General features: G+C 40.8%; 9 protein-coding genes, 2 tRNA genes and 1 rRNA gene. 9 read left to right on the top strand and 3 right to left on the bottom strand.

The genetic code is table 11. From position 1 onward, the window contains the following. The first annotated feature begins 98 nt into the window (after window positions 1-98). The gene (locus AB3G38_RS16200; protein WP_367864887.1) at window positions 99-1,805 is read left to right on the top strand and encodes a glycoside hydrolase family 3 protein; all 1,707 of its coding nucleotides are present in this window, start codon (window positions 99-101) and stop codon (window positions 1,803-1,805) included. A gap of 101 nt (window positions 1,806-1,906) precedes the next feature. Next, a complete protein-coding gene (locus AB3G38_RS16195; RefSeq protein WP_367864886.1) occupies window positions 1,907-2,347 on the top strand; it encodes an Rrf2 family transcriptional regulator in 441 nt (146 codons plus the stop codon). Between the two features lie 2 nt (window positions 2,348-2,349). On the opposite strand, the gene AB3G38_RS16190 is transcribed toward AB3G38_RS16195, so the two are convergent. Further along, window positions 2,350-2,880, bottom strand: coding sequence for a thioredoxin family protein (locus AB3G38_RS16190; protein ID WP_367864885.1), 531 nt, complete (start codon window positions 2,878-2,880; stop codon window positions 2,350-2,352). 95 nt (window positions 2,881-2,975) lie between these two features. Here AB3G38_RS16190 and AB3G38_RS16185 point away from each other — a divergent pair, with 95 nt between their 5' ends. The 4 genes from AB3G38_RS16185 to AB3G38_RS16170 all read left to right on the top strand — a co-directional run bounded on the left by AB3G38_RS16185 (window position 2,976) and on the right by AB3G38_RS16170 (window position 12,681). Next, the gene (locus AB3G38_RS16185) at window positions 2,976-6,212 is read left to right on the top strand and encodes a UvrD-helicase domain-containing protein (protein ID WP_367864884.1); all 3,237 of its coding nucleotides are present in this window, start codon (window positions 2,976-2,978) and stop codon (window positions 6,210-6,212) included. Window positions 6,213-6,228: 16 nt separating this feature from the next. Then, window positions 6,229-9,138, top strand: a complete 2,910-nt coding sequence (locus tag AB3G38_RS16180) for a PD-(D/E)XK nuclease family protein (RefSeq protein WP_367864883.1) — start codon at window positions 6,229-6,231, stop codon at window positions 9,136-9,138. 105 nt (window positions 9,139-9,243) lie between these two features. Further along, window positions 9,244-10,230, top strand: coding sequence for a pyruvate dehydrogenase complex E1 component subunit beta (locus AB3G38_RS16175; RefSeq protein ID WP_183870287.1), 987 nt, complete (start codon window positions 9,244-9,246; stop codon window positions 10,228-10,230). Window positions 10,231-10,371: 141 nt separating this feature from the next. Then, complete coding sequence (locus AB3G38_RS16170; protein ID WP_367864882.1) at window positions 10,372-12,681, top strand: Tex family protein; 2,310 nt, start codon at window positions 10,372-10,374, stop codon at window positions 12,679-12,681. A gap of 51 nt (window positions 12,682-12,732) precedes the next feature. On the opposite strand, the gene prfH is transcribed toward AB3G38_RS16170, so the two are convergent. Then, window positions 12,733-13,347 (bottom strand): peptide chain release factor H, encoded by a 615-nt coding sequence (gene prfH, locus AB3G38_RS16165; protein ID WP_367864881.1) that lies wholly within the window; start codon window positions 13,345-13,347, stop codon window positions 12,733-12,735. Continuing rightward, entirely contained in the window at window positions 13,347-14,747 is a 1,401-nt protein-coding gene (locus AB3G38_RS16160; RefSeq protein WP_367864880.1) for an RtcB family protein, read from the bottom strand. Before AB3G38_RS16160 ends, prfH begins: the two co-directional genes overlap by 1 nt. Window positions 14,748-16,251: 1,504 nt before the next feature. Here AB3G38_RS16160 and AB3G38_RS16155 point away from each other — a divergent pair. The 3 genes from AB3G38_RS16155 (at window position 16,252) to AB3G38_RS16145 (ending at window position 18,100) form a co-directional block, all read left to right on the top strand. After that, a 16S ribosomal RNA gene (locus AB3G38_RS16155) occupies window positions 16,252-17,773 on the top strand. 164 nt (window positions 17,774-17,937) lie between these two features. Continuing rightward, window positions 17,938-18,011 (top strand) — tRNA-Ile (locus tag AB3G38_RS16150). A 15-nt stretch (window positions 18,012-18,026) separates the two neighbouring features. Continuing rightward, window positions 18,027-18,100 (top strand) — tRNA-Ala (locus tag AB3G38_RS16145). Window positions 18,101-18,141: the final 41 nt, after the last annotated feature.

Here is an 18,141-nt window from a genome sequence, read left to right as displayed (position 1 = left end):
TTGTTGTTTTTGTTCTGAAGCATTCCTTGTGTATCAAATCTGATACATTGGTTTGAAGGTTTTAATTAACTTTGTGAGACTAACCATATTAATTATCCATGATTCAAAAAAAGTTCCCCGTATTTATAGTAGTGCTATTATTCTTCGCCTTTTCTGTTCAGGCACAAAAGAAATCTTATATCCAGAGTTTAGATGAACCTAACCATTGGGTAGATTCTGTAATGCATAAATTAAAAAAACGGCATAAAATTGCGCAATTGTTTTTTGTAAGGGCACATACCAATAAAGGACAGGCCTTCGAAGACTCTGTTGGACTCGTGATCAAACGGGAACGTATTGGTGGATTAGTTTTCTTTCAGGGCGGCCCCGGCAGACAGGCTATTTTAACCAATAAGTACCAGGCATTGGCACGTACGCCTTTGTTAATTGCTTCTGATGGAGAATGGGGATTAGGCATGCGTTTGGACAGTACAATCGCTTATCCTTATCAAATGGCACTGGGTGCTATACAAGATAAAGAGCTGATTTATAAAATGGGGCTGGAAGTCGCTAAAGATTATAAAAGAATAGGCATGCAGATGAATCTTTCACCTGATGTTGATATTAATAATAACCCTAAAAATCCGATTATCAATTACCGTTCTTTCGGAGAGGACAAATATAATGTAGCAGTGAAAGCTGGTGCTTATCTTAAAGGGATGCAGGATGGCGGATTATTGGTAACGCTCAAACATTTTCCTGGTCACGGAGATACCGATGTAGATTCGCATTATGATCTTCCTCAGCTTAATTTTACTAAAGCCCGTTTAGATAGTTTGGAAATATATCCTTTCAAAGAGTTAATCCGGGAAGGTGCTGCAGGTGTAATGATTGCGCATATGAACATCCCATCGCTGGATAATACACCAAACCTTCCATCCACTTTGTCAAAACCTATTGTGACTGATCTTTTAAAAGGGGAGCTTGGTTTCCGTGGATTGGTCGTTACCGATGCCATGGAAATGAAAGGGGTAGTGAAGAATTTTAAAGATGGTGAAGCAGATGTCATGGGAGTTATTGCAGGAAATGATATTCTGGAACTTTCTGAGAATAGCAAGAGAGCAGTTAAATTGGTACGTCAGGCAGTGAGAGATGGAAGAATCAGTATGGAAAGGATTGATGAAAGTGTCCGGAAGATCCTGGTTGCTAAATACTGGGCAGGAGTTTATAAAAGAGATACTGTCAGCACACATAACGTTGCTGCTGAAGTTAACAGAGCAGAGAGCCTGGCTTTATTACAACAGCTGGCTGATGCATCCATGACTATTTTGAATGGTGATGGCGGAATAAAGTCGCTGGATTTAGCTAAAAGAACAGCTATTATTAGCATAGGCACACCTGATGTAACGGTGTTTCAACGGGAGTCAGGGAAATTATATCAAAATTGTATGTTCTTCAGTTTAGATAAAACTGCGAACGCAAATACAGTTGCCGGGGTGATGAAGCAGCTGGCTGGTTTTGATCAGGTGATTATTGGAATTCATGATACCAGGTTACGTCCTGGGAATGGAATGGAATTGAGTGGCGATTTGAAGATGCTGATCAGAGATATGGCAGCCAGGAATACAGTATTCGCATTATTTGCTAATCCATATAACCTGGCTGGTTTACCTGGAATAGAAAATGCAAAGTCTTTAGTAGTAGGGTACCAAAAAGAAGGTTATATGCAGAAAGCTGCGGCTGAGGTTATTGGTCATGTAAAAGTAGCTACTGGTAAATTGCCGGTTACTGTCAACAATTTCTTCCGGTTTAACGCTGGATTATAAGTTGACAGCTTATTGTTTTGATGCTTAAGATGAGATCCTTAAAAGAAATTCTACACACATTCTATGGTTAATTTATTACTATCTTTGTTTTATAATCAGAGATGGGAATATTTTCAAAAACTTGTGAGTATGCAATCAGGTCGGTTTTTTTCATTGCACACAGAACAGCCGGAGAGCGGGGCAGGGTAGGCATTAAAGAAATTGCATTGGGGATAGATTCACCTGAACCTTTCCTGGCAAAGATCTTACAGGATTTAAGCCGTAGAGGGATTGTGCAATCTACGAAAGGTCCCAATGGCGGATTTTACGTCGATAGTACTTCTTTAGAGAGACCTTTAAGTGATATTGTTGCCGCTGTAGATGGAAATGATATATTTTATGGTTGCGGTCTGGGACTGAAACAATGTTCAGAAATCAATCCATGTCCATTACATAATGAGTTTAAGGATATCCGGAACAAGATCTACCTGATGCTGCATGAAACCAAAATAGGAGAGTTCAATCACGAGCTCATGAATGGAATGCTCTCCCTGAAAAAATAAAATTATTGTGCACCGTCTTTCTTAGCATAAGTTGCAGGGTCTAAGGCTTCATAAGTCCATCCCTCAAGAAATTCAGTTACTTTTTTGACGCTATGTCCTTTTCCTTCTTCCAGGTAACCGGAATTCTGGATATGTAATATTTCCCCATCCCCATCAAGGATCACAAAAACCGGATAGCCGAAACGGCCCGGATAACCTAAACCAGCCATGATCGCTTCATTCTTGTTCTCTTTACTATAATTTACCAGTACAGTCTCATAATGAGCGTTCAGGTAAGTTTTTAAAGCAGGGGTGTTATCCACTAAATGATGAAAAGCAATACACCACGAACACCAGTTTCCGCCAACCTGTATAAATACATGCTTTTTTGCTGCTTTAGCTCTGGCAACAGCCGCAGTAATATCTGCTTTGGCATCAGCTGCAGGATTATATATTTTTACTTCTTCTTTTGGTGCTTTAGTTTTGGTAGCCTGTGCAAAAGTTGCAGTTGAAATTGACAGTGTGGCTAACAGAATCAGTGATAGTTTCTTCATGTCTGGTTGTTTTTAATAATTTTAACAGAATTTTAAAATGAGCAGCTCAATTTTAAACTTTTCTAAATGTATACAATTTGTCCTAACTTCACCACATGCCTCAACCACTTAAAATATTACAAGCTTCGGCAGGCTCAGGTAAAACATTCAGCCTTACGGCACACTACCTAACACTCTTACTCTCTGGGGAAACCAAGTACAGGGAGATTCTCGCGGTAACCTTTACCAATAAGGCTACCGAAGAGATGAAAACCCGGATTATGGAAGTGTTAAAAGGCTTTGCTACGGGCGATCAGGAGGTTGAAGATTACAGAATCCTGGTTTTGCAGGCACATCCTGATTTAGATGCAGCCATTTTAAAGGAAAAATCAGCCAGAATATATAAAAGAATACTTCACGATTACAGCCGTTTTTCGGTGAGTACAATTGATGGTTTCGTACAAAAGGTTATACGTGGTTTTGCCTTCGAACTAGGCCTCGACTCCGGTTATAAACTGGAGATGAACTTTGACAAGGTCAAAAATGAACTTGCAGATAAACTGGATGAACAACTGGATGCCAATCCGGAATTACTGCAATGGATCATAGACCTCGCCTTAGACCGGATCAGCAATAATATCAGCTGGAATTACAGAGCTGAATTAACAGACCTTGCCGGAGAAATATTTAAAGAACGCTATCAGCCATTTGACAATGCTATCCAGGCACTGGTGCAGCATACAGATATGAATGTGTTGTTTGGAGATTACCATAAAGAGACTAAAAAACAAATTGCACTGTTTGAAGAAACTGTTAAACAGCTTTCTTTAAAAGCGCTTCACATTTTTGAAGCGTCAGGAGTTAATCCGGATTTTTTAAAAGGGAAATCAAGATCCCCGTTAAATAACCTGAAGAAAATTGCGGATGAAGACTTTGATAAAGTAGAAAGTTTAGGTAAACTCATTGACGAACCTGAAGAATGGTTCAAACCAGGAAGCGATGCCTCATTATATGATACACTGAATCCGGTGATCCGCGATTTATATCAGACTTATACCAATGGACTGCCTGATTATATTTTAGCACAAGCTTTCAATAAAAATTTATATTACCTGCGTTTAATGCAGGAAATGGCTATCCTGTTAAAAACCTACCGGGAAGAAAGCGGCAGTTTACTGATTAGTGATGCGCAAAACCTGCTCAAGGGGATTACCGGAGATGACGATGATAACCCCGCATTTATCTGGGAAAAAACAGGCAGTCGTTACCGGCACTTCTTATTTGATGAATTCCAGGATACTTCAGCCAATCAATGGGGTAATTTCAGGCCGCTGCTAAAAAATGCAATGGCAGAAGCAAACGGGAAACTTATTGATCATCTGATTGTAGGGGATGTAAAGCAGTCGATTTACAGATGGCGCAATGGCGATTGGAATATTCTTCATCAGCAGGCTAAAAAAGATATCGGCGCCACTTATGTTACAGATTCCAGTTTGGAAGAAAATTACAGGAGTACCAGGAACATTATTAATTTTAATAATATCCTGTTTAAGGCATTGCCGATACTGATGCAGAAAAATATCAATACTACAGTAGAGGCACAATCGGCTAACCCTACCCTCCATGAATGGTGGGAAGAGAAAGGCTTTAGCCATATTATTACAGATGTTTATGCAGAAGCAGAACAAAAACTTACGGCAAGAACAGCAGATGGCGGCACCATCGATTTTAATGTTTTAAAAACTGATGAAAATGATGCCCCTTTAAATAAAACAAGTTTCAAGGCGGCGGCGCTTCACAAAATGGTGGAAACGCTTAAACGTCTTTTGATAGAAGAAAAACGTTATCAGGCCGGTGATGCCTGCGTACTGGTGCGTTCCAATTCAGAAGCGATTGCCGTAGTAGATATATTGATGGAGCATAACATCAATGTAATTTCAGGAGAAGCCTTGCTTATTGAGAACAATACCGCAGTGAAAATATTAATTGATACCTTAATGGTGATGGCAGGAATGCCATCCAATACTGCTTTGTATAAAGCAAACTGTATCAGTTTATATGCACAATTACAACAACGTACGCTTGACCCTGCTTCTTTATTTAACCTGAAAAGTAAACAGCTGGAAGAATTAACCGGCGTATTGCCTGCTGATTTATGTATGCACTGGCGCAGCTGGATGCAGCAGCCACTACCCGAATTACTCGAAAAACTGATCTCAGCTTATGGCTTAAATGAAACAGCTTATGCCAATCATTTACCTTATTTATTTGCTTTGAGAGATTTGGCAGGAAATGCCGGCCGTCAGGGAGAGAAAGGGATTACCTCATTTTTGAAATACTGGAAAGAAGAGGGAAGCAGAAAAACCCTGCCTTCTTCGGAGAGTACAGATGCTGTACAGGTCATTACCATCCATAAATCTAAAGGGCTCGCTTTTAAAGTAGTGATGATCCCTTTTTGTAACTGGGATATCAATGGTAAGATCAATAGTATCTTTTGGGTGCCCGCTGCAAATACACCGTACCATCAACTCCAAAGTATCCCGCTCAAATATACTTCAGCATTAGGGGCATCGGCTGTTGCCATTCCTTACTATGAAGAATTACTATATAATAATATGGATGCTTTAAATATGCTTTATGTGGCCACAACGCGCACTAAAGAATATTTATATATGAGTTGTCTGGGTAAGAAATCTGAAAGCATCAGCACCATCGGGGACTTGCTGATCCGGATCTTTGAAGATCAGCTCACACCTGAAGGGCAATTTCTTCTGGAAGAAGAAGTTATTAAAAAAGGATCAGGGAAATCAGCTGCACACCTCAGTCCGGAAATTATTGATTTGAAAGAATATCCATTATCGGGAAGGCTCAGTGAAGTTTTTAATAGCGATCTGAGAAAAAAAGAACTGGATATGCTATTAAATGATAGCGCAGGCAGAGCAGGGAGTATTTTGCATGAGGTGCTGGCCCGTGCGGTGACTATCCATGATATAGATGAAGTTTTAGGGCAGATGCTGAATGAAGGATTCTTTAAAGAAAAGGAAATTGCTGATTTCAGAAAGCAAGCTATGATTGTTTTAGCACATGAAGCATTGCAAAACCTATTGCTGAACAGCACGCAAAGTGTCAGTGAAAAGAGTATAATTGATTTTACAGGTAAAAGTTACCGTCCCGATAAAGTCTTGTTTACAGCAACTGAAGTGATCGTGATTGATTATAAGTTCACTAAAAAACAGAGCCGTAATCACGTCAGACAAGTACACGGCTACCGGGATCTTTTGCGGGAAATGGGTTATCCGAAAGTGAGCGCCTATTTATTTTATGCCACGATTGGCGAATTGATTTTAGTATAAAAGCCAGTTTAAAAACATGAAAGCATTTTTAAAAGAAGTTGCAGAAGATTTAGTGGACAGGTTAGGGAATACACTGCACAACTCTGCCGTGATCTTTAATAATAAACGACCTGTGCCTTATTTGCAGCATCATCTGGCAGATACCATTGGTAAACCTTTCTGGAGTCCGTCGTTTTATACTATACAGGAATTTTTCGCCTTATCGACAGATTTACTGATCGCTGATGGCTTTACACAATTCTTTACTTTACATCAGCAATACAATGAACTATTAAAAGCAGAAGGAGCGAAAGAAATTAATCCGGACGTATTTTATCCTACTGCAAGAATTATATTGAGTGATTTTGCCCAGATAGACAATGATCTGGTGAAGGCAGATCAGTTATTTGAGGAGCTGGAAGACATCGCGGTTATTGAAAAAGATTTTCAGCATCTCACTATAGAACAGCAACAATTTCTGGAGCAGTTCTGGACTTCATTCTCTACAGGGAAACAGAAAAATCACCAGGAACAGTTTATCCGGATGTGGCGCAGGATGCCTAAGTTATACCGTGGCTTTCATGATGCACTAGCTTCAAAAGGGCTGACTTCAATGGCACACGTATACCGGAAGTTAGCGAATGGTAAGGCAGATAAACCAGGCTTTATTGATGATTTTGCCAAAGGTAAATTAGTCTTTGCCGGATTTAATGCCTTAAGCAATGCGGAAGCTGTGATTTTTAAAAGATGGAATGAAGCTGAAAAAGCACTCTTTTATTTTGATACAGATACTTATTATATGGAGGATGATACGCAGGAAGCGGGATTATTCCTTCGGAAAAATATTCAAAGGCTGGGTTTGCCTAATGCACTGGGACAAAGCAGGCAGCTGATCAAATCAGTGCAGAAAGAAGTCAAAGTCTATAAAACACAAGGGCAGACTGCACAGGCAAAGATCCTGCAACAGGAACTGGAAGAAGACTATCCAATACTGGATGCTGTGAATAATGCAGGTAAAATAGCCTTAATTCTTGCGGATGAAAGCTTGTTGTTGCCTGTTCTGCAAACTATTCCTACACATTATGAGGCAGAAGGGAAGCGTACTGCAGTAGAGTTGAACGTAACCATGGGTTATCCGCTGTTAGCGACTTCCATTTTCGGGTTGGCAGATCTATGGCTTTCCGTGCAGTCTCAGCTGGCAGGAGGAAAAAAAGATACCGTCAACCATAGAGAGGTGGAAGCATTCTTATCTCATCCGCTGATTGGTATTCCGCAAGAAACAAGAAATACATTACAGCTTGAAATTTTAGCGAAACAGTTAATTGAAGTTGATATTCCTTTATTACAGCGTTCAGGAGCATTAGCCCAGTTGTTTTTTACCAAAAGAAATACGGCAGCATCGGCCATTATCAATCTTCAGGAGGTTTTTAAAGCTGTTTTAACACAGCAGGTAGAAGAAAAGACTTTAAAACAAACTGAGGTAGATTTATTTATTGCCACGATCAAAGAATTGAACCGTTTACATGATACGCTGGCAGAATTTGCTGCCCGCTTACCTTTGCCATTCGTTTTGTCACTGATTCAAAAAGCGGTGCAGGGAATAGCGGTTCCTCTAAGCGGAGAACCTTTAGAAGGCGTACAAGTGATGGGTTTACTGGAAAGCAGGAGCCTGGATTTTGATCATGTCTATATATTAGGCGTAAATGAAGGTATTTTACCACAAGTAAGCGCATCGCCAAGTTTTATTCCCGACAGTATCAGAAGGGCGTATGGTTTACCTGTTATTGAGAATCAGGATGCGATCTCAGCCTACATGTTTTACCGGCTGCTGCAACGTTCCAGAAAAATTAGCCTGGTTTACAATGGTCAGGCAGATGACAATACAACAGGAGAGCCAAGCCGGTTTTTACGTCAGCTGGAATTTGAAAGTGGGTATAGCTTCAAATACTTTGACCAGTCACAATCTGTAGCGACAGAACATCCGGTTACCGTTCAGATTAAAAAAGAAGGTGACGTTTTGAAACGATTGGGCCTTTATCTGGATCAGCAAGATCCTTCGGTAAGGATTTCAGCCACCGCGGTTACTACTTATATGAACTGTCCGGTGCAGTTTTTTTATAAGTATATCGCTAAAATAGAAGAGCCGAAAGAACTCTCAGAAAACCTGGAAGCAAACTATATTGGTTCGATGCTTCACTTTGTACTGGAGAAATTCTACGAAGAACTAAAGGCAGAAACTCCTTATATCACTAAAGAGCGGATTGTTGCGCATCGCAAAAATCTGCCCCGTTTAACAGAGCTGGCCTTTGTGAAAGTGATGTATGATGATGAAAAACAGGTGCTGTCGGCCAATGGAATGCAGCAGGTCGTGCTGGCTATTGTGACTGAATATGCCAATGTAATTCTTGATCATGATGAAAAGGAAGCTCCGTTCTCTATTATAGGATTGGAGAGCAAGGATGAAATTTATTTCAAAATCAATGTGGCAGGCGTAGAAAGACAGGTTACTTTACATGGGATTATCGACAGGGTAGATCAGAAAAATGGAGTAACACGGGTTGTCGATTATAAAACCGGGCGTGATGAACTTCAATACAGTTCGCTGGAAGAGATTTTTGATGCGGAAACGGACAAACAAAATAAGGCATTGATCCAAACTCTTTTTTACACCTATGTGTATGAACAGTCCAGAGGGATAACGGATATGGAACCTAATTTATACCTGATCCGGAAGATGAGAAAAGAAGGGACATTGTTCAGTTTTTCTGAAGGAAGAGGGAAGAAGCTGCAGCTGCAAGCTGAATATTTAGTGGAGCTGAAAAAAGATTTTAGCCGTTTACTACGGGAGAAACTGGAGGAATTATTTAATCCGGAAATCCCTTTTATACATACTACATTAGCCGATAATTGTACATATTGTCCGTATTTGTCCCTTTGCGGCAAGTAGGGCAACGATAGCGTTAATAATAATCGCTTTGTAATGTAATTAAAACAAACTTTATTATTACGTTACAATAGTTATATTTGCCGGCAGTTAACATTTGAATATACAATGAGAGAGATTCAATTTAGAGAAGCTTTGCGTGAAGCTTTGAGCGAAGAAATGCGTAAGAATGAAAACGTATTCTTAATGGGCGAAGAAGTTGCGCAATACAATGGTGCATACAAAGTAAGTCAGGGAATGCTTGATGAGTTTGGTGACAAACGTATCATCGATACCCCAATTGCTGAGCTTGGTTTTACCGGTATCGGTATTGGTGCTGCAATGAATGGGTTAATTCCAGTCATAGAATTTATGACATTCAACTTCTCCCTGGTTGCAATCGATCAGATTATCAACGGAGCTGCAAAAATGTTATCCATGAGCGGTGGTCAGTTTTCTATTCCAATCGTATTTCGTGGTCCAACAGGTAATGCAGGTCAGTTAGGTGCGCAACACTCTCAGAATTTTGAGAACTGGTATGCAAACTGCCCAGGTTTGAAGGTTGTTATTCCTTCAACTCCTTACGAAGCTAAAGGATTATTAAAACAAGCTATCATTGATCCGGATCCGGTTATTTTCATGGAATCTGAGGTGATGTATGGTGATAAAGGTGAAGTTCCTGAAGAGGAATATTACCTGCCAATCGGAAAAGCAAGAATCGTTCAGGAAGGTACTGATGTAACTATCGTTACTTTTGGTAAAATGCTGACACGTGTTGTTAATCCGGCTGTGGAAGAATTAACTAAAGAGGGAATCAGTGTTGAAGTTATCGATTTACGTACTGTACGTCCTATCGATTATCCTGCAATCATTGAATCTGTTAAGAAAACAAACCGTCTGGTAATTGTAGAAGAAGCATGGCCATTGGCTTCAATTTCTTCTGAAATTGCTTTCAACGTACAAAAAAATGCATTTGATCATTTAGATGCACCAGTTTTACGTATTACTTGTGCTGATGTACCATTACCATATGCACCAACTTTAATCGCTGCCAGCTTACCAAATGCTGAACGTGTAATTAAAGCAGTGAAAGAAGTAATGTACGTAACAAAATAAGTTATTAAGAATTGTTGATATATAATCCCGCTGGCTAACCCCATGCGGGATTTTTTGTTTTTTACCTTTACCCGTAAAAATTTAATTCACAGAAACTGGCTTGCCGAAGCTGTTTCTTAAAACATCACCCAATATTTTAACATGAATAATCACTCAAAGATTATTGCTGCGGAATTAGCAGTCTCAGAAAAACAGGTTATTGCAACTATTGAATTATTAGATGAAGGGGCAACTGTGCCTTTTATTTCCCGTTACCGTAAAGAGGTGACCGGAAGTTTAGATGAGGTACAGGTGGCTGCCGTTCGTGATCGTTTCCAGCAATTGCGTGAATTAGATAAAAGACGAGACGCTATTCTGAAAGCGTTGACCACGCTGGGTAAATTAACACCAGAGCTTGAAGCTCAGCTTCATGCAGCTGAAAACATTACAACCATTGAAGATATCTACCTTCCATATAAACCAAAAAGGAAAACAAGAGCTTCTGAAGCCAGACGTAAAGGTCTGGAGCCTTTAGCCCTGTTGATTTTTGAACAGGGAAAATTAAATCCTGACGAAGAAGCAGTCAAATATCTGAATACAGAACTTGGCGTTGTGAATACGGAGGAAGCTTTGGCAGGTGCAAGGGATATTATTGCAGAAATGATTAATGAAAACGCAGAAGTGCGTACAGACATGCGTCAGTATTTTCAGCAGAAAGCGATCATGAAGTCTTCGGTGATTAAAGGAAAAGAAGAAGAGGGAATAAAATATAAAGACTATTTCGAATGGGAAGAGTCAGTAAAATCTGCACCTTCGCACCGTGTTTTAGCTATGAGACGCGGAGAAAATGAATCTATATTAAAAGTAGAAGCCATGCCTGAAGAGGATGGCGCGATTGCAATCTTAGAAAAACAGGTGATTCAAGGAAATAGTGCTGCTGCTAAACAAGTAGAATTGGCTTTGCATGATTGTTATAAACGTTTATTAGGTCCGGCAATGGAAACAGAACTTCGTTTATTAGCTAAACAAAAAGCTGATGAAGAAGCAATCCGCGTATTTGCCGAAAATGCGAGACAATTATTACTGGCTGCGCCTATGGGTCAGAAAAATGTACTGGCAGTTGATCCGGGTTTCCGTACAGGTTGCAAAGTCGTATGCCTGGACAGACAAGGTAAATTATTAGAGAATACAACAATCTATCCGCATACCGGGCAGGGAAATATAAAAAATGCTGCAGATGCGATCCAAAAACTTTGCGTTAAACATGAAGTGGAAGCCATTGCGATTGGAAATGGTACCGCAGGAAGAGAAACAGAAACTTTTATCAGAGGGCTGAACCTTGCTGGTGTATTGATTGTAATGGTGAATGAAAACGGTGCTTCTATTTATTCTGCATCAGAAGTTGCCCGCGAAGAGTTCCCAACTCAGGATATTACAGTTCGTGGCGCTGTTTCTATTGGCCGCAGGTTAATGGATCCTTTAGCTGAACTGGTTAAAATAGATCCTAAATCTATTGGTGTAGGGCAATATCAGCACGATGTAGATCAGACTAAGCTTCAGCAATCGCTTGATGATACGGTTATGAGCTGTGTAAATGCAGTTGGAGTAGAATTAAACACGGCCTCTAAACAAGTTTTAGCTTATGTTTCTGGATTAGGGCCACAACTGGCTCAAAACATTGTGACTTATAGAAATGAACATGGTGCGTTTAAAAACCGGGAGAGTTTAAAGAAAGTTCCGCGTTTAGGAGACAAAGCTTATGAGCAGGCAGCTGGTTTCTTAAGGATCAGAGATGCAGCTATGGTGCTGGATGCAAGTGGTGTTCACCCGGAACGTTATGCGCTGGTCAATCAGATGGCCAAAGATTTGGGTCATTCTGTGGATGAACTTTTAAAAGATGTAAAACTTCAAAAGCAGATTAAATTACAGCAATATGTTAGTGACAATGTGGGTTTACCTACATTAAATGATATTATGAAGGAATTAGCTAAACCAGGAAGAGATCCAAGGGAAGCTTTTGAAGCATTCAGTTTCACCGAAGGTGTGAATGAAATTAATGATTTAAAGGTAGGTATGAAGTTGTCAGGTATTGTAACTAACATTACTAATTTCGGTGCTTTTGTGGATATAGGTGTACACCAGGATGGTTTAGTCCATACGAGTCAGCTGGCTGATAAATTTGTGGCTAACCCGAATGATATCGTTAAAGTTAGTCAGAAAGTAGAAGTAACGGTGAAAGAGATTGATGTAGTTCGCAAGCGTATTTCACTGTCTATGAAAAGTGAAAATGCACCAAAACCTGCTGTACGTGCTAAAGTTGATAGACCTGCCGTGCAGAGAAAGCCTGAAAATAACAGAGCTGAACCGGCTAACAGACCTCAACATAACATGCCAAAGCCTCAGCAAGCAAAAGCACAACCAGAAGGTGATTTGCAAACGAAGCTGGAAGCTTTGAAAAATAAGTTTAAATAAGATAACCCCCGTTTGAATACTAAAATTCAAACGGGGGTTTTTAAATAATAACTATAAGCTTGCAGTTATCGTTTTTACTGGGTTACCTCTTGCCAGGGCAGTATGATTTTGCCACTGTAATTGCTGCTGCTCGATAAGCTGCCTGGTTTGCCATGAAGTAACTTTGTTTTCCAGCCTTTCCAGGCAAAGTTTTTTGTTTTGTAGCTGTGAACGTGTATCCATTACCAATACTTGCAGGCCAGAGGGTTTATGTATTGCTCTGACTGCAGTTTCTACTTTATTTACGTTTTGTCCACCCGGGCCTGACGCTCTGAGTGTTTCTATTACTATTTCTTTAGGGTTCCATCTTAATTTCTCCTGATTTTCGTAAATCTCTACGCCAATGAACCAGTTTTTCCGCTTATGGTATCTGCGATATGGGCTTTGTGCTATCCAGAGAATTGACCCTTGCCATTCTTTAGTAAAGGCCGTTAAATCTTCGGCTTTTGCCAGTAGCAGTGCAGAACGCAAAGTTCCATTAAATTCTCCTTTAATATTTTCAAGCACTTCGATCTGTATTTTTAATTGCTTTGCTTGCTTAATTAACATCTCCTGCACTTTTGCTACGACTCTGCAGCATTCCTCAGGACCTTGTCCTGAGGTGATTTGTATACTGATGCTTTTCATTAATCTTTATTCATTCTAACTATTTTTGGTAAAAATTTACCTTGTACCTCAATGAGGTCTTTTTGTGCTGCGATTACCTTTTCTATGTCTTTATAAGCCACAGGGCTTTCCTCCACACTTCCGCCAATCAAAGTGACACCTGCATTGTTCAGCAATTTTTTAAGCGCTGATGCCGTCATGTTTTGTTTCGCTTTTGTCCGGCTCATTGCACGGCCAGCACCATGTGATGCTGAATTGAGTGATAATTCTGCTCCTTTTCCTGCTACCAGGTAGGCTGGCGTAGTCATGCTGCCAGGGATAATTCCCATTTCTCCCTGATGTGCAGGTGTTGCGCCTTTACGATGAACAATCATTTCATTGCCGTTTGCCGATTTTTCTTTCCAGGCAAAGTTGTGGTGATTTTCAATGTTTGTTAAAGTTTGTAATCCCAGGGACTTTAACAGTGTCTGATGTATGGTGTCATGACACGCTTTAGCGTATTCACCTGCCAGATTCATGCTGATCCAGTATTCCTGCCCGGCTTCTGTAGCTAAATCTAACCAGGCGAGCTTTTGTACTTCTCTTGGAAGTCTGCATTTTTCTACTGCAATTTGGGTATAATGACCTGCTATATTAGCGCCCAGACCCCGGCTGCCGGAATGGGAGAGTAAGGCCATGTACTTTTTTGCAGGTAGTTTCATGGAGTTATTCTCAAATAATTCAATTTCTCCAAATTCTACAAAGTGATTTCCACTGCCTGAGGTACCCAGTTGTCTGGCTGCTTTTCCTTGTAATCTCCTCAAAAATTCTGTTTCATTGAATACGGGACTGTCAAGAATTTCATGATAGGGCTGAATGTCCAGCGAACCTTCCATCCCAAAATGAGTATGTTTTTTAAGGGCCAGTTTAATCTGGTGGCTATACCGCATAAAAAAGCTGGCACTTTCATCTATAATAGAAAGGGACATCCGGCAGCCTATGTCTACGCCAACAGCATAAGGTATAACCGCATGATGAGTGGCTATTATACCACCAATAGGTAATCCATAACCAGTATGAGCATCTGGCATCAGTGCGCCTTGTATAGCTACAGGAAGAGACATCGCAAGTTCCATTTGTTTTTTTGCACCGGTGTCTATTTCTTTTGTACCGTAAACTTTATAAGGGCCAGGCTGTGCTGAAAGCGAAAATGCTTCGAAATCACGGGATTTGGTTTTTCCTGTAAGTGTTTCGGCAATCTTGCCAAAATGTTCATGATCAAGGTATTTTTCCGGGTTATTTATGATTTGAATTAATAATTCAGTGATCTCGGCAGTGGTATGGTGTTTATAATGTTTGGAGAGGGTATTGATGACCAGGCTCCTCGCTTGATCGTTAGTATAACCCATTTTACTGAGTTCTTTTGTTTTTAAATTGCTCATCGCGTTTTAAATTGTTGCTTGTTGCCGGAAAATGAGGAATGAAGATTCCTGATTTTAGCGCTTAAATATTGATATGAGTTGAACTTTCCTGTTGATACGGGGGTAAAATTCAAATTTTCCTGTAAAGGAGCTCCCTTTTAGAATTGCTATGAATTACCTGAATCTAAGGCAGACGAATTGCGTTGATTAGTTTTTACTAATCAATTGTATCATTCCGGAAAATATTAATTGTAGGAATAACGTCAGCCTGATTTAGGCAATGAGCGATAGGGGCGATATGTAGTTGTGTTCTGTCATGATTCCTGATTTTAAAATGATTAAACCATAAGGAATTGATGCAAAGGTATAATAAGAAAATTGATTGCGCCAAATTTATTTTTTTATTGTTTGGTGATGGGTTGGTTTAAGAGGGAGAGTTGTGGTTATAAGAGGTTTTATCGAGATAGGTTTAGTCAGTGTTTAGTATATATAGTATAAGATAAGCAGACGAAATAAGGTAAAGACGGGTAAAGTCAAGTAAAATCAGCAAAATTCTCCTGTCAGGTCAAGTGATTTGAGTACACTTATGGTATAGAAGTACTACTGTAGTGTATTAGAACGACCTTGAAAAGACCTTGGGATGAGGTTGGAATGACTGTGGTCATTGCAAGGTCATTCCAACCTCATCCCAACCTCATTCCAAGGTCATTTCAAGGCACTATTTAACCCCTTTTAAATACCTGTTTTATACGACGAGGCCATGTTTTGAGTTTTTTTGTACTTTATATCGTCTGATCATGAGGTTTGGAGGCTGGAATTGCTGTGCAGCCTGTCGGTTTTGGAATTCCTTTTGAACCGTTTAAAGCGCCAATTAGCTATAGGCGTAAAGGTTTTTGGCGGTTTTTAAAATCAATCCAGGCTGGTTGCTGTTGTGGAGGGATTTAGTTTGAAGTATTTCGTGTTGAGAATCATGCAGTTAGGGATTGCATACAATTATAAGTGCGTTATTGTTTGGTAGCTGGTATAATTTTCCTACTTTTGCATCCCGCTTCGGAGGAAGGGAAAGAGTGAAAAAGATGTAGTGCTGAAGATTGAAAGGATGTGAAGTAGAGGTTGTTGTTAAGCTCCTGGGAAGGAATTAAAACTTTCTAAAAATAAAAAATAAAAAGCTTGACAAAACGAAAAAGATTTCTACCTTTGCAGTCCCAACAAAAACGGGAAGATCATTAACGGATGTTAGCAGATCACAATAACAAGACTGAAACGATGAAATACCGGAAATGAATCAGGAACATGAAGACCTGAGAAATAGAAGGAATAACATTGCAACATATAAAGACTGGCCGTGAGGTACTGTCGAGAAGTTCATTAAAGAGATGTCATTTACAAACGTAGCGAGGTAAGCTAGTACAAGTTCAAAGTACATGAACCGCGCGAGTTTTTTAAGTCTATTCTGACAGACAAATAAGAATAAGACTATTATTAATACAAGTTAAGAATGGTCAGTGTTCAAACATAACATTTTACAATGGAGAGTTTGATCCTGGCTCAGGATGAACGCTAGCGGCAGGCCTAATACATGCAAGTCGAACGATACTCTTTAGCTTGCTAGAGAGGAAAGTGGCGCACGGGTGCGTAACGCGTATGCAACCTACCTTAATCAGGGGGATAGCCCGAAGAAATTCGGATTAACACCGCATAAAATCACAGCACAGCATTGTGCAATGATCAAATATTTATAGGATTAAGATGGGCATGCGTGACATTAGTTAGTTGGCGGGGTAACGGCCCACCAAGACCACGATGTCTAGGGGATCTGAGAGGATGACCCCCCACACTGGTACTGAGACACGGACCAGACTCCTACGGGAGGCAGCAGTAAGGAATATTGGTCAATGGAGGCAACTCTGAACCAGCCATGCCGCGTGCAGGAAGACAGCCCTCTGGGTCGTAAACTGCTTTTATTCGGGAATAAACCACATTACGTGTAGTGTGCTGAATGTACCGAAGGAATAAGGATCGGCTAACTCCGTGCCAGCAGCCGCGGTAATACGGAGGATCCAAGCGTTATCCGGATTTATTGGGTTTAAAGGGTGCGTAGGCGGCTTTTTAAGTCAGGGGTGAAAGACGGTGGCTCAACCATCGCAGTGCCCTTGATACTGAAGAGCTTGAATGAACTAGAGGTAGGCGGAATGTGACAAGTAGCGGTGAAATGCATAGATATGTCACAGAACACCGATTGCGAAGGCAGCTTACTATGGTTAAATTGACGCTGAGGCACGAAAGCGTGGGGATCAAACAGGATTAGATACCCTGGTAGTCCACGCCCTAAACGATGAATACTCGCTGTTAGCGATACACAGTTAGCGGCTAAGCGAAAGCGTTAAGTATTCCACCTGGGGAGTACGGTCGCAAGATTGAAACTCAAAGGAATTGACGGGGGCCCGCACAAGCGGAGGAGCATGTGGTTTAATTCGATGATACGCGAGGAACCTTACCCGGGCTTGAAAGTTAGTGAATCATTTAGAGATAGATGAGTCCGCAAGGACACGAAACTAGGTGCTGCATGGCTGTCGTCAGCTCGTGCCGTGAGGTGTTGGGTTAAGTCCCGCAACGAGCGCAACCCCTATGTTTAGTTGCCAGCACGTTATGGTGGGGACTCTAAACAGACTGCCTGTGCAAACAGAGAGGAAGGAGGGGACGACGTCAAGTCATCATGGCCCTTACGTCCGGGGCTACACACGTGCTACAATGGATGGTACAGAGGGCAGCAAGCTGGTAACAGCAAGCAAATCTCCAAAAGCCATTCACAGTTCGGATAGAGGTCTGCAACTCGACCTCTTGAAGTTGGATTCGCTAGTAATCGTATATCAGCAATGATACGGTGAATACGTTCCCGGGCCTTGTACACACCGCCCGTCAAGCCATGGAAGTTGGGGGTACCTAAAGTATGTAACCGCAAGGAGCGTCCTAGGGTAAAACCGATAACTGGGGCTAAGTCGTAACAAGGTAGCCGTACCGGAAGGTGCGGCTGGAATACCTCCTTTCTGGAGTAAGATAGATAACTCGCTGCGTAAATGATATACCAATGAAACTCTAACAGCTAGAGCAACAGCAGTATATAAGTAAATGACAATAAAATCTCAAAAGGAAAACCCATAGGATGAAACATCACAAATAGTTGTTCGCCTACTGCAAGTTAAGACAATTTAGTCCCGTAGCTCAGTTGGTTAGAGCACTACACTGATAATGTAGGGGTCAGCAGTTCAAATCTGCTCGGGACTACATTATATATTCTAAGGGGGATTAGCTCAGCTGGCTAGAGCGCCTGCCTTGCACGCAGGAGGTCAACGGTTCGACTCCGTTATTCTCCACGATTGTCCCGTAGTTAAGATAAAAGCTACAGGAAATAGGG

The sequence above is a fragment of the Pedobacter sp. WC2423 genome (assembly GCF_040822065.1).
Classification (GTDB): Bacteria; Bacteroidota; Bacteroidia; order Sphingobacteriales; family Sphingobacteriaceae; genus Pedobacter.
This window is presented reverse-complemented; position numbering and strand designations above follow the sequence as displayed.

Bases quoted from the DNA above. Each gene is read 5' to 3' on its own strand.
- AB3G38_RS16195 (WP_367864886.1), top strand. From the start codon at position 1,907: ATGGGAATATTTTCAAAAACTTGTGAGTATGCAATCAGGTCGGTTTTT.
- AB3G38_RS16170 (WP_367864882.1), top strand. From the start codon at position 10,372: ATGAATAATCACTCAAAGATTATTGCTGCGGAATTAGCAGTCTCAGAA.
- AB3G38_RS16190 (WP_367864885.1), bottom strand. From the start codon at position 2,880: ATGAAGAAACTATCACTGATTCTGTTAGCCACACTGTCAATTTCAACT.
- AB3G38_RS16160 (WP_367864880.1), bottom strand. From the start codon at position 14,747: ATGAGCAATTTAAAAACAAAAGAACTCAGTAAAATGGGTTATACTAAC.
- prfH (WP_367864881.1), bottom strand. From the start codon at position 13,347: ATGAAAAGCATCAGTATACAAATCACCTCAGGACAAGGTCCTGAGGAA.
- AB3G38_RS16200 (WP_367864887.1), top strand. From the start codon at position 99: ATGATTCAAAAAAAGTTCCCCGTATTTATAGTAGTGCTATTATTCTTC.
- AB3G38_RS16185 (WP_367864884.1), top strand. From the start codon at position 2,976: ATGCCTCAACCACTTAAAATATTACAAGCTTCGGCAGGCTCAGGTAAA.
- AB3G38_RS16175 (WP_183870287.1), top strand. From the start codon at position 9,244: ATGAGAGAGATTCAATTTAGAGAAGCTTTGCGTGAAGCTTTGAGCGAA.
- AB3G38_RS16180 (WP_367864883.1), top strand. From the start codon at position 6,229: ATGAAAGCATTTTTAAAAGAAGTTGCAGAAGATTTAGTGGACAGGTTA.